16 protein-coding genes are annotated in these 13,201 nt (G+C 64.7%); 6 read left to right on the top strand and 10 right to left on the bottom strand.

Going from position 1 to position 13,201, the window contains the following annotated elements; translation table 11 throughout:
- Window positions 1-138 precede the first annotated feature (138 nt).
- A complete protein-coding gene (gene fadD2, locus AC2CQI_RS27765; protein WP_484578500.1) occupies window positions 139-1,827 on the bottom strand; it encodes a long-chain-fatty-acid--CoA ligase FadD2 in 1,689 nt (562 codons plus the stop codon).
- A gap of 199 nt (window positions 1,828-2,026) precedes the next feature.
- Here fadD2 and AC2CQI_RS27760 point away from each other — a divergent pair, with 199 nt between their 5' ends.
- The gene (locus AC2CQI_RS27760; RefSeq protein WP_484578499.1) at window positions 2,027-2,971 is read left to right on the top strand and encodes a lysophospholipase; all 945 of its coding nucleotides are present in this window, start codon (window positions 2,027-2,029) and stop codon (window positions 2,969-2,971) included.
- A gap of 38 nt (window positions 2,972-3,009) precedes the next feature.
- Window positions 3,010-3,480 carry a MaoC family dehydratase gene (locus tag AC2CQI_RS27755; protein ID WP_075806057.1) on the top strand — a complete coding sequence of 157 codons (471 nt, stop codon included), beginning with the start codon at window positions 3,010-3,012 and terminating at the stop codon, window positions 3,478-3,480.
- An 8-nt stretch (window positions 3,481-3,488) separates the two neighbouring features.
- Here AC2CQI_RS27755 and AC2CQI_RS27750 read toward each other — a convergent pair whose 3' ends face one another.
- From AC2CQI_RS27750 to AC2CQI_RS27730, 5 genes are all read right to left on the bottom strand, one after another.
- Window positions 3,489-4,724, bottom strand: coding sequence for an RNA polymerase sigma factor (locus tag AC2CQI_RS27750; RefSeq protein WP_075806058.1), 1,236 nt, complete (start codon window positions 4,722-4,724; stop codon window positions 3,489-3,491).
- A complete protein-coding gene (locus AC2CQI_RS27745) occupies window positions 4,724-5,215 on the bottom strand; it encodes an SRPBCC family protein (RefSeq protein WP_484578498.1) in 492 nt (163 codons plus the stop codon). Before AC2CQI_RS27745 ends, AC2CQI_RS27750 begins: the two co-directional genes overlap by 1 nt.
- An 18-nt stretch (window positions 5,216-5,233) precedes the next feature.
- Window positions 5,234-5,578 carry a YciI family protein gene (locus AC2CQI_RS27740; protein WP_484578497.1) on the bottom strand — a complete coding sequence of 115 codons (345 nt, stop codon included), beginning with the start codon at window positions 5,576-5,578 and terminating at the stop codon, window positions 5,234-5,236.
- 19 nt (window positions 5,579-5,597) lie between these two features.
- Window positions 5,598-6,023 (bottom strand): YybH family protein, encoded by a 426-nt coding sequence (locus AC2CQI_RS27735; protein WP_484578496.1) that lies wholly within the window; start codon window positions 6,021-6,023, stop codon window positions 5,598-5,600.
- A gap of 97 nt (window positions 6,024-6,120) precedes the next feature.
- Complete coding sequence (locus AC2CQI_RS27730; protein WP_484578495.1) at window positions 6,121-6,615, bottom strand: GyrI-like domain-containing protein; 495 nt, start codon at window positions 6,613-6,615, stop codon at window positions 6,121-6,123.
- 107 nt (window positions 6,616-6,722) lie between these two features.
- Between AC2CQI_RS27730 and AC2CQI_RS27725 the strand changes: the two genes are divergently transcribed.
- Complete coding sequence (locus AC2CQI_RS27725; protein ID WP_484578494.1) at window positions 6,723-7,523, top strand: helix-turn-helix transcriptional regulator; 801 nt, start codon at window positions 6,723-6,725, stop codon at window positions 7,521-7,523.
- Here AC2CQI_RS27725 and AC2CQI_RS27720 read toward each other — a convergent pair.
- The 3 genes from AC2CQI_RS27720 to AC2CQI_RS27710 all read right to left on the bottom strand — a co-directional run bounded on the left by AC2CQI_RS27720 (window position 7,501) and on the right by AC2CQI_RS27710 (window position 9,481).
- Entirely contained in the window at window positions 7,501-8,145 is a 645-nt protein-coding gene (locus AC2CQI_RS27720) for a LysE family translocator (protein WP_484578493.1), read from the bottom strand. The genes AC2CQI_RS27725 and AC2CQI_RS27720 overlap by 23 nt on opposite strands.
- Window positions 8,146-8,265: 120 nt before the next feature.
- Window positions 8,266-8,442 carry a hypothetical protein gene (locus tag AC2CQI_RS27715; protein WP_484578492.1) on the bottom strand — a complete coding sequence of 59 codons (177 nt, stop codon included), beginning with the start codon at window positions 8,440-8,442 and terminating at the stop codon, window positions 8,266-8,268.
- 82 nt (window positions 8,443-8,524) lie between these two features.
- Window positions 8,525-9,481, bottom strand: a complete 957-nt coding sequence (locus tag AC2CQI_RS27710; RefSeq protein ID WP_484578491.1) for a threonine dehydratase — start codon at window positions 9,479-9,481, stop codon at window positions 8,525-8,527.
- Between the two features lie 91 nt (window positions 9,482-9,572).
- On the opposite strand from AC2CQI_RS27710, the gene AC2CQI_RS27705 reads away from it, so the two are divergent.
- From AC2CQI_RS27705 to ada, 3 genes are all read left to right on the top strand, one after another.
- Window positions 9,573-10,934: an aminotransferase-like domain-containing protein gene (locus tag AC2CQI_RS27705; RefSeq protein ID WP_484578490.1), complete on the top strand. Its 1,362-nt coding sequence runs from the start codon at window positions 9,573-9,575 to the stop codon at window positions 10,932-10,934.
- 5 nt (window positions 10,935-10,939) lie between these two features.
- Window positions 10,940-11,599, top strand: a complete 660-nt coding sequence (locus AC2CQI_RS27700; protein WP_484578489.1) for a DNA-3-methyladenine glycosylase family protein — start codon at window positions 10,940-10,942, stop codon at window positions 11,597-11,599.
- Window positions 11,600-11,787: 188 nt separating this feature from the next.
- Entirely contained in the window at window positions 11,788-12,864 is a 1,077-nt protein-coding gene (gene ada, locus AC2CQI_RS27695) for a bifunctional DNA-binding transcriptional regulator/O6-methylguanine-DNA methyltransferase Ada (RefSeq protein WP_484578488.1), read from the top strand.
- Window positions 12,865-12,948: 84 nt separating this feature from the next.
- Here ada and AC2CQI_RS27690 read toward each other — a convergent pair whose 3' ends face one another.
- The gene (locus tag AC2CQI_RS27690) at window positions 12,949-13,194 is read right to left on the bottom strand and encodes a DUF2790 domain-containing protein (protein WP_075806068.1); all 246 of its coding nucleotides are present in this window, start codon (window positions 13,192-13,194) and stop codon (window positions 12,949-12,951) included.
- Between the last annotated feature and the right edge of the window lie 7 nt (window positions 13,195-13,201).

The raw sequence follows: 13,201 nt of genomic DNA, 5'->3' as shown, positions 1-13,201 counted from the left end.
TAAAATGACTCAAGATAAATAGTTGGTCATTTTTAGAGTAAAGGGTCTAAAAGGCGCTGCAAGCTTTAAGCTTCAAGCTGCAAGAGAGAGTTCGCGACCGCTCTATCTTGCAGCTTTCGGCTTATAGCTTGTAGCTGCTCAAGCGGGTTCGCGCAACTCGCGACGCAGGATCTTTCCTACGGGCGTCATCGGCAGCGAATCCCGCAGCACGATGTGCTTGGGCACTTTGTAGCCGGTGAAGTTGGCCTTGCAGTAGGCCTTGAGCTCCTCCAGGGTCACGCCGCCCTCCCTCGCTACCACGAACAGCTTGACCGCCTCGCCGGAGCGCTCGTCCGGCACACCGATGGCGGCGCACGCGGCGACTTTCGGGTGGGCCATGACCACGTCCTCGATCTCGTTCGGGTACACGTTGAAACCCGAGACGATAATCATGTCCTTCTTGCGGTCGACGATGCGGGTAAAGCCGTCCGGGTCGATCACCGCGATATCCCCGGTCTTGAACCAGCCTTCGGCATCGAGGGCCTCGGCACTGGCGTCCGGCCGCTGCCAATAGCCCTTCATCACCTGCGGACCCTTGATGCACAGCTCGCCGCGTTCGCCCAGGGGCATCTCGTTGCCGTCGTCATCGGTGACCTTGAACGCCGTGCCCGGCACCGGGATGCCCACGGTGCCCAGGCGCGCCAGCTGGCCGTAGGGGTTGGTGCTGGCCACCGGCGAGGTTTCGGTGAGGCCGTAGCCTTCGACGATGCGGCAACCGGTGATCTGTTCCCAGCGCTCGGCGGTGGCCTTGACCAGCGCGGTGCCGCCGGAGTTGGTGACCTTCAGCGCGGAGAAATCCAGGTCCTTGAACCCGGGGTTGTCCATCAGCGCGACGAACAGGGTGTTGAGCCCGAGCAGCGCGGAGAAGCGCCACTTCTTCAGTTCCTTGACGAAGCCGGCGATATCCCGCGGGTTGGTGATCAGCACGTTGTGGTTGCCGGTGACCATCATGCACATGCAGTTCGCGGTGAAGGCATAGATGTGATAGAGCGGCAACGGCGCGATCATCACCTCCTGGCCGTCCTTGAGCAGCTTCTGCCCGTCCGGGCCGAGCTGGGAGAAGCAGGCCAGGACCTGGAGCATGTTCGCCACCAGGTTGCCGTGGGTGAGCATCGCGCCCTTGGCCACCCCGGTGGTGCCGCCGGTGTATTGCAGCACGGCGATATCCTCGTGGCTGGCCGTCACCGGCTTCAGCGCATGGCCCTTGCCCTGGCGCAGCACCTGCTTGAACGACAGCGCCTGGGGCAGGTGGTACTCGGGGACCATCTTCTTGACCTTGGCGACGATGGTGTTGACCAGCCAGCCCTTGGCCGTTGGCAGCATGTCGCCCATCTTCGCTTCGATCAGGTAGTCCAGGCCGGTGTCCGGCAGCACTTCCTGGACCAGCTTGCCGAACATGTTCAGGTAGACCAGGGCGCGGGCGCCGGAGTCCTTGAACTGGTGACGCATCTCCCGGGCGGTGTACAGCGGGTTGGTGTTGACCACGATCAGCCCGGCGCGCAGGGCACCGAACACGGCGATGGGGTATTGCAGGACGTTGGGCATCTGCACCGCGATGCGCTCGCCCGGCTTGAGGTCGGTGCATTGCTGCAGGTAGGCGGCGAAGGCCGCGGAGTAGCGGTCCAGCTCGGCGTAGGTCAGGGTCACGCCCAGGTTGCTGAAGGCCGGTCGGTCGGCGAACTTCTTGCAGGAGCGTTCGAATACCTCGATCACCGACTTGTAGGTGCTCATGTCGATCTGCGAAGGGACGCCCGGCGGGCGCTTGTCGTTCCAGAAATCGGCGTGCATTTATTATTGTCCTCGGTCCTGAGCCTGTACGGTCCGGATTGCTGCTTGCAAAACGGCGTTCTGCCGACGTTAGCAGCTCTGCCACAGGTGGCAAATATGCCAAGGCTCGTCATAGATCCTGTGAATCTCCATCTACCGGGCTAGCCGATTCGGCAAGCGGCTATACACTCAGGGGCATCCATTGCCCTGGAAAATCACCATGCTCCACGATGCCTTCTGGCTGCCCGCCAGCCACCATTGCAGCCTGTACGTCCACCAGTGGCTGCCGGCCACGCCGGTACGCGCGGTGGTGCTGCTGGCCCACGGCATGGCCGAGCATGCCGGGCGCTACCAGCGGCTTGGCGAGGCCCTCAGCGGCGCCGGCTTCGCCCTGTATGCCCATGACCAGCGTGGCCACGGCCGCACGGCGGAGCACGGCACGCTTGGCCTGTTCGCCACCGAGAACGGCTGGAATACCGTGGTCAACGACCTCGGCCTGCTCAACCAGCACATCGGCCAGCAGCATCCGGGCGTGCCGGTGTTTCTCTTCGGCCACAGCATGGGCAGCTATATCGCCCAGGCCTACCTGCTGCACCACAGTGGCAGCCTGCAGGGGGCGGTACTCAGTGGCTCGAATTTCCAGCCGCCGGCGCTGTACCGCACGGCGCGGCAGATCGCCCGCCTGGAGAGCTGGCGCCAGGGCCCGCTGGGGCGCAGCGCCTTGATCGATTTCCTGTCCTTCGGCTCGTTCAACAAGGCCTTCAAGCCGAACCGCACGGCGTTCGACTGGCTCAGCCGCGACCCCGCCGAGGTCGACAAGTACGTGGACGACCCACTGTGCGGCTTTCGCTGCTGCAACCGCCTGTGGATCGATCTGCTCACCGGGCTGGAGCAGATCAGCCGCCCGCGCAACCTGGCGCAGATCGATCCGAACCTGCCGATCCTGGTGATCGGCGGCGAATGTGATCCGGTCAGTGCCGGCAAGCGTCTGAAAGATCTGACCGGCGCCCTGCGCCTGTCCGGGAACCAGCACGTGCACCTGCGACTCTATCCGCAGGCCCGTCACGAGCTGCTCAATGAAACCAACCGTGACGAGGTCACCGCGCAGTTGCTCGACTGGCTCGAAAGCACCCTGGCCCTTGGCCGGCCAGTGCGCAGCGAGTGATACTGCGTCCCCCGTCGTGTAGCGAAGGAAACCCCTGAATGACCCAGGTCACCAACACGCCTTACGAATCCCTCGAAGTCGGCCAGAAGGCCAGCTTCAGCAAGACCGTCGAAGAACGTGACATCCAGCTGTTCGCCGCGATGTCCGGTGACCACAACCCGGTCCACCTGGATGCCGAGTTCGCCGCCAGGAGCATGTTCAAGGAGCGTATCGCCCATGGCATGTTCAGCGGCGCGCTGATCAGCGCCGCCGTGGCCTGCGAGCTGCCTGGCCCGGGCACCATCTACCTCGGCCAGCAGATGAGCTTCCAGAAGCCGGTGAAGATCGGCGACACCCTGACCGTGCGCCTGGAAATCCTCGAGAAACTGCCGAAATTCCGCGTACGCATCGCCACCCGCGTGTTCAACCAGAACGAAGAGCTGGTGGTGGACGGCGAAGCCGAAATCCTCGCCCCGCGCAAGCAGCAGACCGTCGAGCTGGTCAGCCCGCCGCCGATCACCTTCGGCTGATTCGCTGCCTATAAAGCCTGGAGGCGGCGCTCGATGAAGCGCCGCTCGGGCGCCTGCCGGGTCAGGCCGAGCGCGATGCGATACGCCTCGCGCGCCTGATCCTGGCGCCCCAGCTGCCGACACAGCTCGGCCAGCGCGCAATGCGCTGGCTGGTAATCGCGCAGTTCGCCCCGCTGCAGAATGCCCTCGACCAACGCCAGCCCCGCCTCGGGACCGTCCCGTTGCGCCACGGCGGCGGCGCGGTTGAGCTCGATCACCGGCGACGGCCAGCCACGCAACAGTACCTCGTAGAGCCCGACTATCTGCGCCCAATCGGTGGCCTCGGCACTCGGCGCCTCGGCATGCACGGCAGCGATAGCCGCCTGCAGGCTGTACGGCCCGGCACCGCGGCTGCGCAGCGCCCGCTGCACCAGCGCGCAACCTTCGGCAATCAACGCCTGGTCCCATAACCCGCGATCCTGCTGATCCAGCAGCACCAGCTCGCCCGCCCCGGCATTGCGCGCCCGCGAGCGCGAGGCCTGCAACAACATCAATGCCAGCAGGCCAAGCACCTCGGGATCGGGCAACAGCTCGCCCAGCAACCGCCCAAGGCGAATCGCCTCGGCGCACAGTTCGTCGCGCACCACCGTCTCGCCTGACGACGCTGAATACCCTTCGTTGAACACCAGGTAGATCACCCGCAGCACACTGTCGAGGCGCTCCGGCAATTCGTCGAACGCCGGCACCTGGTAAGGAATGCCGGCATCACGGATCTTGGCCTTGGCGCGAACGATGCGCTGGGCGATGGTGGCCGGCGCCAGCAGGAAGGCCCGGGCGATTTCCTCGGTGGTCAGGTCGCAGACTTCGCGCAGGGTCAGCGGCACCTGGGCGTCGGCGGCCAGGGCCGGGTGGCAACAGGTGAAGATCAGGCGCAGGCGGTCGTCTTCCAGTTCCTCCACGTTCATGTCATCGGCCTCCAGCCGCTCGAGGGCCTGGCGCAAGGCCTCCGGCGAACGTTCGAAACGGGCACGCCGACGCAGGCCGTCGATGGCCTTGAAGCGTCCGGTGGACACCAGCCAGGCCCTCGGGCTGGCGGGAATGCCGTCACGCTGCCAGCGCTCGACGGCAATGAAGAAGGCTTCATGCAGCGCCTCCTCGGCCAGATCGAAATCCCCCAGCAGGCGAATCAGGGTGGCGAGGATCCGTCGCGATTCGTCCCGGTACACCTGATCGATAACGGCACGCACCGCCTCGCTGTCCGGCATCAGGCCTCCAGTGGAGCGGTGACCAGTTCCACCAGGCGGTCGAGGCTCTCGCCCCAGCCGCGGTGGAAGCCCATCTCCTCGTGGGCCTGGCGGTCTTCGGCGCTCCAGTGCCAGGCGCGGGCGGTGTAGAGCGTCTTGCCGTGGATATCGTCGAGGGTGATCACCGCGGTCATGAAGGCCCTGGCCGCCGGCACCCAGCCGGGGCCGAAGGCGTCGGTGAAGACGATCCGCTCCGGCGCGACGATCTCCAGGAACACGCCCTGGTTCGGGTACTCGCTGCCGTCCGGCGCACGCAGCACGGTGCGAAACAGGCCGCCGACCCACAGCTGCATTTCGCACACCGGAGTGCTCATGCCGTGAGGGCCCCACCAGCGGCTGAGCAGTTGCGGGTCGGTCCAGGCGCGGAACACCCGGGTGCGTGGCGCGTCGATCAGGCGGCTGAGCGACAGTTCATGCCGCGCCGCGCCCGTGCCGGATTGCTGAGGATTCATGGGTATTGTTCTCCTCGTTCAGGGTTGCAGCTCGCGCACCGGCCGGACCTCGACGCTACCGACCCGCGCCGCCGGAATGCCGCGGGCGATGTTCAGCGCTTCGTTGAGGTCGCGGGCTTCCACCAGATAGAAGCCGGCCAGTTGCTCCTTGGTTTCGGCGAAAGGGCCGTCGGTCAGGCTCATCTGCCCGCCCCGTACCCGCACCGTGGTGGCGGTCTGCACCGGCTTGAGCGCCTCGGCGGCGAGCATCCGGCCACTGTCGAAGATGGCGCTGGCGTAGGCCATGCACTCGGCATCGGCAGGGCTCTCGGGCAGACCGTGCAACAGGGTTTCATCACAGTAGACCAGGCACAGGTATTTCATGGCGTTCTCCGACACGGGGTCAGGGCTTGAGGTCGAACAGGGCTTTCTGGGTCTGCATGTCGAAGGGTGCGGACCAGTGTTCGTGGATCACCTGCCACTGCCCGCCGCTGCGGCGATACGCGACGGTCGCGCGCATGAAGCCACATTGGCTCTCGTCATCCGCCGGACCGCAGCGGTTGAGCCAGTGGGCCAGGGCCAGGTCACCCTCGGCGTGTACGGTCAGTTGCGCGACTTCGAAGACCATCGGCCCGCTGCACATGCCCATGCACATTTCCCAGTGTGCCTGGTAGTCGGCCTTGCCCTTGAATTGCAGGGCCTGGATCGCATCGAAGGCCACGACATCGTCGGCATAGACCGCGACGATGGCCGGCAGGTCGCGCTCGCGCACGGCCTGGATCCAGTGATCGATGAGTTGACGGATTTCCTGTTCGGCTGCGCTGTTCATCGGTACGTCCTCGTGCAGTGATGGGCGCCGGGAAACTCCGGCGCCTGCATCACTGGTCGAACGGGCGCATGCTGGATCGACAGCCCTGGGAAAAAATTCAGGCGGATTCCAGTGGGATCCAGATTTCCACAATGCCACTGCCCGATTGCGCATCGAAGGCTTCGCCATAGCGCTCGAACTCGGGCGCATCGGCGGCGCGCTCGCCGGAGGCCGGGAGCCATTGCTTCCAGATCTTCTCGAAGGTATGACCCAGGCCACTGATCTCGCCATGGTGCTCGAACACCGCGTATCGCCGGGGCTTCAAGGTGTGCCGGGTGAATTCCGCCGGCAATTGGCTGGTCTGCCTGACCTCCACGCCCGCGATATAGAAAAAGCCGCCACGGTCGTCGAAGTTGCAGGACACGCCATAGGTGTCCTCGCCCACCTGCCCCGGCACCTTGCCGATATGCGGGATGAAGCGCTGCCAGAGCGCGGGAATGGTCTTGTTGTTCTGCTGGTTGTACTGCCCGCCCAGACCGGCGATGGTGAACGCGCGTCCATATTCGATTCTGACCGGTGCAAAACCGGTATCCATCCGGGTCGACATATCCATGCCTCGCAAGTCGTTGAAAAGGGCCAGCCAGACAGCATTTATCGATTGCCGTCCTTGCTGGCACTCGGCTAGCGTAGCCGCGTTGCATGTTTCGGGGAACCCGCCAAATGGGATTAATCAGCCAACCTTTGCGCGCCTGTGGACTGGTCGAATCGTCCTGGGTCCGGGCCACGGGCGCCGCCCGTTTCGAGCGCCACACCCACGACGAATATGTGCTGGGCGCGAACCTGTGGGGAAATGAGCGGATCTGGCTGGATGGACGCACCCTGGAGGTGCCGGTTGGCGCGATCACCCTGTACAACCCGCTGGCGGTGCAGGCCTCGGAATTCGCGGTGCAAGGGGTGGAATACATCAGCCTGCACCTGGCGCCCGAGGCGCTGGAACGGGTTGCGCGGGAAAATAACCTGAAACACTTTTCCGGGCTGCCCTGCTTCGATCAGGGCGTTTTCGAGGATACAAGGCTGTATCGCGCCATCCTCGATTTCGCCGCTACCGAACATGAGGCCCCTCGCGAAGAAGCGCTGCTGGCCCTGCTCGGTCAATTGCTGGAGCGCCCGACCGGGCCGGTCGACGAGCAGAGCGACAGCTTGCGCCTGGCCTTGCAATGCATGCGCGACACCCCGCACGCGCGCCTGGCCCTGGAAGAGCTGGCGGCCGTCGCCGGGCTGAGCAAGTACCATTTCGTGCGTTGCTTCAAGCAAGCCACCGGGCTCACGCCCCTGCAGTACCACATGCAGTTGCGCCTGAGCGAAGCGCGTCGGCGCTTGCGGGCGGGCATGCATCCTGTCGAAGTGGCCCTGGGCCTGGGCTTCTATGACCAGAGCCACTTCATCAATGCCTTCCGCCGGGTCATGGGCATGACCCCCAATCATTACTGGCAGGCTTTCAGAGCGTCGGGGCGAGGATGAATTCGCGGTAGCCAGACAGGATCACGTAGACCGCGAAGTAGCAGAAGATCCCTGCCGACGCCAGGTAGGACCAGGTCAGCAGGCGATCGCCCAGCAGTTTTCCGCCGTGGCTGGCGACGCCGCACAGGGTCACGCACCAGACCACGCCAGCGCTGAAGAAGCCACCGAGGAACAGCCCGGCTTCCAGCGGCCCGCCTGCTCCGGAACGGGAAATCAGCACCCCGCCCACCGCCGCGAACCAGAGGATCGCGCTGGGCGAGGACATGGCCAGGAAGATCCCGCGCAGGAACTCGCGCCAGGGTGATTCGCGCACCACCTCGCGACTGGTGTCCAGGTGAGCGTTGCCACGCAGGGCCGCCAGCAGCATCTTCACCGCGAACCACACCAGCAGCAGCGAGCCGCCGATCCACAGGCCCCAGCGCACGCTTTCGAATTGCAGCAGCACGGTCATCCCGGCCAAGGCAGCCAGGGCGTAGAGCAGATCACCCACGCAGGTCCCCAACCCCAGCCACATGCCCTGCCAGAAGCCACGCTGCATGGCCAGGGTGATCATGGCGATATTGGCGATACCGATATCGAGACAGAGGGAAAGGCTGAGGAGGAAACCGTTGGAGAAAGGCATGAAGAGAAGGGTCCGCTACCGGCTGTTGATCGAGGCAGCCGGTATTTAAGCGGATTGGGGATGGGGGTGTATTGGAAGAAATTGCGGGGTCGTATGTTTTGAGGGGATTGCAGTCTCAACTCAATCCCCAGCCAGGTAGTCCTCGAGCGCCTGCTGAAACGCCTCATGCAGAGCACTGATCGAATCGGCATGAAAACTGATGATCGCTGGCACCCCCAACATCCGCCCCACAAAAATCCTGTCACGCGAATCGTATTCGACCCGGGCGGAATACCCCAAATAGCTGATGCAATTCATGCTTGAGCTCTCCTCGATGGAACGCGCGAGAAGCCTAGCAAAGCCAGGCTGCAACTCCTGGGCAGAGTTCATTCAAGACTTTTCAGCCCTCCCCCAACACCCGCGCATACCGCTCCCTGTCGATATTCGCCCCGCTCAACACCACCGCCACCTTGCGCCCCTGCTGCCGCTCGCGCTCCTGGTACAGCGCCGCCAGGCCCGCCGCGCCAGCACCTTCCGCCGTGTTGTGGGTATCCTCGTGATAGATGCGGATCGCCTGCCCGATCTCCTCATCGGTCACCCGCACGATCCGCGCCGCGCCCTGGCGGATGATCTCGAATGCCTCCGGCTGCGGAATCCGGCAGGCCATGCCGTCGGCGAAGGTATCGGCGGTCTCGGTGGTGACGATCCGTCCTTCCTCGACACTGCGGGCAAAGGCGTCGGCCTCGCTGGAAACCACGCCGATGATCTGCGTGTCCAGCCCGAGCAGGTCACGGGTGCGGATCAAGCCGCAGATCCCCGAGCCCATGCCGATCGGCACATACACCGCATCCAGCCCGGCCACCGCCTCGAACAGTTCCAGGGCATAGGTGGCGACGCCGCGGATCAGGTCCGGATGAAACGGCGGCACGCTTTCGAAACCTCGGGCCTGCGCTATCCGCGCGGCTTCGGCGCGAGCCAGGTCGAAGTCGGCGCCATGCTCGATCAGCTCCGCCCCCAGGGCACGCATCGCCGCGTTCTTTTCCGGCGAATTGCCCAGCGGCACGACGATCACGATCGGTACTCCGGCATTGCGCGCCGCCAGGGCCATGCTCTGCCCGTGATTGCCCCGAGTGGCGGTGACCAGGCCCCGGGTCTGCGGCGCCCGGGCCAGCAGCGACTGCACGTAGAGCAAGCCGCCACGCACCTTGAAGGCTCCGGTCGGCGCATGGTTCTCATGCTTGACCCACACCTCGCAGCCCAGCCGTTCGGCCAGGCGCGGCCAGGCATATTGCGGGGTGGCGGGGACTTCGGCGCGGACCAGACGGGACGCTTCGCGCAGGGCAGGCAGGTCGAACATGGAACACCTCGGATCAGGTTGACGTTGACCCGATCCTGGGCGCCGCGCATTGTATGGGTCAAACCTTATATTGCATGGCCAACAATAAATCATGTGGACCCCGCCCCTCCCTGACGACGGACAACCGCGCTATCTCGCCCTGGTCGAGGCCATCGCCCGGGCCATTGAATACGGCGAACTAAAGGTCGGCGAACGCCTGCCGCCACAACGCCGTCTGGCCTGGGCTCTGGGCCTGAATCCGAGTACGACCCAACAGGCTTACCGCGAGGCCGCGGCGCGGCATCTGGTGTCCGGCGAGGTCGGGCGCGGTACCTATGTGCTGGCGGGGAGCAAGGAGGCGACGCTGTTTCGCTTGAAACAACGCGATCAGGACAGCACCTGCATCGATCTGTCGACCAATGTGCCGGTGGTGGACGAACACGGACAGGACCTGGAAAACGCGCTGCGCCATGTCCTGCACCAGGGGCCAGCCCACGGCCTGGAACACTATCTCGGCGCCGAGCAACTGCTGCTGGGCCGCCTGCAAGGTGCGAGCTGGCTCAACCTGCGCGGTCTGCAACTGACAGCCAGCCAGGTGCTGCTTTGCGGCGGTGCGCAACAGGGGCTGTTCAGCGTGCTGCTATCGCTCTGTCAGCCCGGCGAGGCGGTGATGGTCGAGGCCCTGACCGCGCCCGGGATCAAGGCCGCCTGCCGGCAACTGCGCCTGCCGCTGCACGGCGTCGCCATGGACGACCAAGGCATCCTCCCCGACGACCTCGACCGCGTGGCCCGGGCCAGTGGTGCGCGGCTGGTGGTGCTGACTCCGGCGCTGCACAACCCCACCGGCGCAAGCATGGGCGAGCAGCGCAGGCAGGAGATTGCGGCGGTGGTCGAGCGCCTGGATTTGCTGCTGGTGGAGGACGATGTCTATGGTGCCCTGGGCGACCAGCCGCCATTGCTGCCGCTGCTCGGCGCCCGTGGATTGCTGGTCAGCAGCCTGTCGAAAACCGTCTGTGCCGGCCTGCGCCTGGGCTGGATCGCCGGCGACGAAAACCTGCTGGCGCAGATCGATCCCCATGCCCAGGCGACTCACTGGCAAATCGCCCCGCTGATCCTCGGCATCGCCGGACGCTGGATCGACGATGACACCGCCGCGCGCAAGCTGGCCTGGCAGCGCGATGAAGTGACCCAGCGCTGGCGCCTGGCCCAGCGTATTCTGGGACCGGGGATACAACCGGCCACACCGTCACCGCATATCTGGCTGAACGGCCCGCGCCCCGGCGATGTGCTGGCTGCGGCCTGTCGTGCCAAGGGTGTCGAGGTAGTGCCGGCTCAGGTGTTCGCGGTCAAGCAGGGCCAGTTGCCCGCCGTGCGCGTCAGCCTGACCGCAGCGCGCAGCCGGGCCGAACTGAAACAGGCACTGGAGCGCATCGCCACGGTGCTCGACGAATTCACAACGCAGGATTCGGAGTGACAAGCATGCCCACCCGCCTACACTCCAGCGCCATGAACGAACGTGAAGCTTTCTACCAGCAGGCCAGTGAGCATCTGCGCCAGCAGAGTCCGGCCTGGGCTGCCCTTATCGGGGCTATCGGCCCCTGCCTGCATGTGCCGCTGCCGACCCGCGATCCGTACCAGGCGCTGGTGCGTGCGATTGCCTACCAGCAACTGCACGCAAAGGCCGCGGAGGCGATTCTCGGGCGCTTCATGGCCTTGTTTCCCGGGCAGGATTTTCCATCGCCCGAACAGTTGCTGGCGACCACGCCGGAACAACTGCGCGCCTGCGGGTTTTCCGGGCGCAAGATCAGTACGGTGCAGGCCTTGGCTCAGGGCCGGCTGGACGGCCTGGTACCGGATCATGCCGAGGCCCGGCAACTGGAACACGAGGTGCTGATCGAGCGCCTGACCCGGCTGCCCGGCGTGGGCCGCTGGACCGTGGAGATGCTGCTGATCTACACGCTGGAGCAGATGGATATCCTGCCGGTGGATGATTTCGGGGTGCGTGAAGGGTATCGGCGGCTGCATGGGCTGGAGGCGCAGCCGACACGCAAGCAGTTGCTGGAGGTGGGGGCGGCGTGGAGTCCGTATCGGACAGTGGCGGCATGGTATCTGTGGCGGGTGCCGGTGAAGGGAATTTGAAAGCAAGAGGCGGAGTTTCCGGCAAATGAAGGTCCTTCAGACTTCAAGCCAGTTACATCCCTGAAGCACGACCGCATTCCCTGTGGGAGCTGGCTTGCCAGCGATTGCAACGGTGGATTCACTATTGCAATCGCTGGCAAGCCAGCTCCCACAGGGACGGTGGCGGTCTGATCATTGGAGACAGGTCCATGCACCGCAAGAAAACCGCCATCAAGGAATCCGACCCCCGCTGGCAAGCCCTGCTCGCCCGCGATGCCTCCGCCGACGGCACCTTCGTCTACGGCGTGCGCACCACCGGCGTGTACTGCCCGCCGTCCAGCTCCGCGCGCCGGCCCAATATCGAGAACGTGGAATTCTTCGACACCGCCGCCGACGCCGAAGCCGCCGGCTACCGCCCAAGCAAACGCCGCGGCACCGATCCGAGCGAACTGGCCCGCCAGCACGCCGCCCAGGTCACACAGGCCTGCAAGCTGATCGAGAGTGCGGAGGAAGAGCCCAGCCTGAACCAGCTGGCCGAACAGGTGAACATGAGCCCGTATCACTTTCACCGGGTGTTCAAACGCACCACCGGCCTGACGCCCAAGGCCTACGCCAGCGCCCACCGTGCACGCAAGCTACGCACACAGCTGGGCAATGCCGAATCCATTACCGAGGCGCTGTATGAAGCCGGCTTCAACTCCAACAGCCGCTTCTACGAATCGAGCAATGCCCGCCTCGGCATGACCCCCGGCGCCTACCGGGATGGCGGCGCACAGACCGATATCCACTTCGCCATTGCCCAGTGCTCGCTGGGGGCGATTCTGATCGGGCAAAGCGCCAAGGGCATCTGCGCGATTCTCCTTGGCGATGATCCGCAAGCCCTGCTGCAGAACCTGCAGGACAAATTCCCCAAGGCCAACCTGATCGGCGCCGATGCCGGCTTCGAACGCCTGGTGGCGCGGGTGGTAGGTTTCGTCGAAGCACCGGCCATTGGCCTCGACCTGCCCCTGGACCTTCAGGGCACGGCGTTCCAGGAGCGTGTATGGCAGGCGCTGCGGGAAATCCCGGCGGGCAGCACGGCCAGCTATGCCGAGATCGCCGAACGTATTGGCGCACCCAAGGCGGTGCGTGCCGTGGCCCAGGCCTGCGCGGCCAACAACCTCGCGGTGGCGGTGCCCTGCCATCGGGTAGTGCGCAGCGACGGCAATCTGTCCGGCTATCGCTGGGGTGTTGAGCGCAAGCAGCAATTGCTGCAAAGGGAGAGGGAATCGAGCGGCAAGCTTTAAGCTATAAGCGGCAAGAAAGAGCAATCAGCGGTGACGCCAATTGCTCTTTCTTATGACTTGCAGCTTGAAACTTAAAGCCTTGATTCAACCCTGGCTGCAACCATCACCCATCACCCGATATTCAACGGTGTGACGCTCGCCTTGATGATCTTCATACACCATGGTGGCCGGAACCACTTCACAGACATTTGGAACTTTCGACAGGCTGATGACCTTGGCGATATCCAGCTTGGTGCCGTAGCTGTACTGCTCGACCTGCGGCTGTACGGCCTGGTCGGCAAAGGCGAACGAAGAGACGGCAAGCAGGGCGGCTGCAACTAATGCTTTCATGATATTT

The organism is Pseudomonas sp. P2S-1 (assembly GCF_057197725.1).
Note: the sequence above shows the minus strand (reverse complement) of the source record. Positions and strands in the feature narration are given on the sequence as shown.

Bases quoted from the DNA above. Each gene is read 5' to 3' on its own strand.
- AC2CQI_RS27710 (WP_484578491.1), bottom strand. From the start codon at position 9,481: ATGTTCGACCTGCCTGCCCTGCGCGAAGCGTCCCGTCTGGTCCGCGCC.
- AC2CQI_RS27730 (WP_484578495.1), bottom strand. From the start codon at position 6,615: ATGGATATGTCGACCCGGATGGATACCGGTTTTGCACCGGTCAGAATC.
- AC2CQI_RS27705 (WP_484578490.1), top strand. From the start codon at position 9,573: ATGTGGACCCCGCCCCTCCCTGACGACGGACAACCGCGCTATCTCGCC.
- AC2CQI_RS27755 (WP_075806057.1), top strand. From the start codon at position 3,010: ATGACCCAGGTCACCAACACGCCTTACGAATCCCTCGAAGTCGGCCAG.
- AC2CQI_RS27745 (WP_484578498.1), bottom strand. From the start codon at position 5,215: ATGAATCCTCAGCAATCCGGCACGGGCGCGGCGCGGCATGAACTGTCG.
- AC2CQI_RS27735 (WP_484578496.1), bottom strand. From the start codon at position 6,023: ATGAACAGCGCAGCCGAACAGGAAATCCGTCAACTCATCGATCACTGG.
- AC2CQI_RS27725 (WP_484578494.1), top strand. From the start codon at position 6,723: ATGGGATTAATCAGCCAACCTTTGCGCGCCTGTGGACTGGTCGAATCG.
- AC2CQI_RS27700 (WP_484578489.1), top strand. From the start codon at position 10,940: ATGCCCACCCGCCTACACTCCAGCGCCATGAACGAACGTGAAGCTTTC.
- AC2CQI_RS27720 (WP_484578493.1), bottom strand. From the start codon at position 8,145: ATGCCTTTCTCCAACGGTTTCCTCCTCAGCCTTTCCCTCTGTCTCGAT.
- fadD2 (WP_484578500.1), bottom strand. From the start codon at position 1,827: ATGCACGCCGATTTCTGGAACGACAAGCGCCCGCCGGGCGTCCCTTCG.
- AC2CQI_RS27750 (WP_075806058.1), bottom strand. From the start codon at position 4,724: ATGCCGGACAGCGAGGCGGTGCGTGCCGTTATCGATCAGGTGTACCGG.
- AC2CQI_RS27760 (WP_484578499.1), top strand. From the start codon at position 2,027: ATGCTCCACGATGCCTTCTGGCTGCCCGCCAGCCACCATTGCAGCCTG.
- ada (WP_484578488.1), top strand. From the start codon at position 11,788: ATGCACCGCAAGAAAACCGCCATCAAGGAATCCGACCCCCGCTGGCAA.
- AC2CQI_RS27690 (WP_075806068.1), bottom strand. From the start codon at position 13,194: ATGAAAGCATTAGTTGCAGCCGCCCTGCTTGCCGTCTCTTCGTTCGCC.
- AC2CQI_RS27715 (WP_484578492.1), bottom strand. From the start codon at position 8,442: ATGAATTGCATCAGCTATTTGGGGTATTCCGCCCGGGTCGAATACGAT.
- AC2CQI_RS27740 (WP_484578497.1), bottom strand. From the start codon at position 5,578: ATGAAATACCTGTGCCTGGTCTACTGTGATGAAACCCTGTTGCACGGT.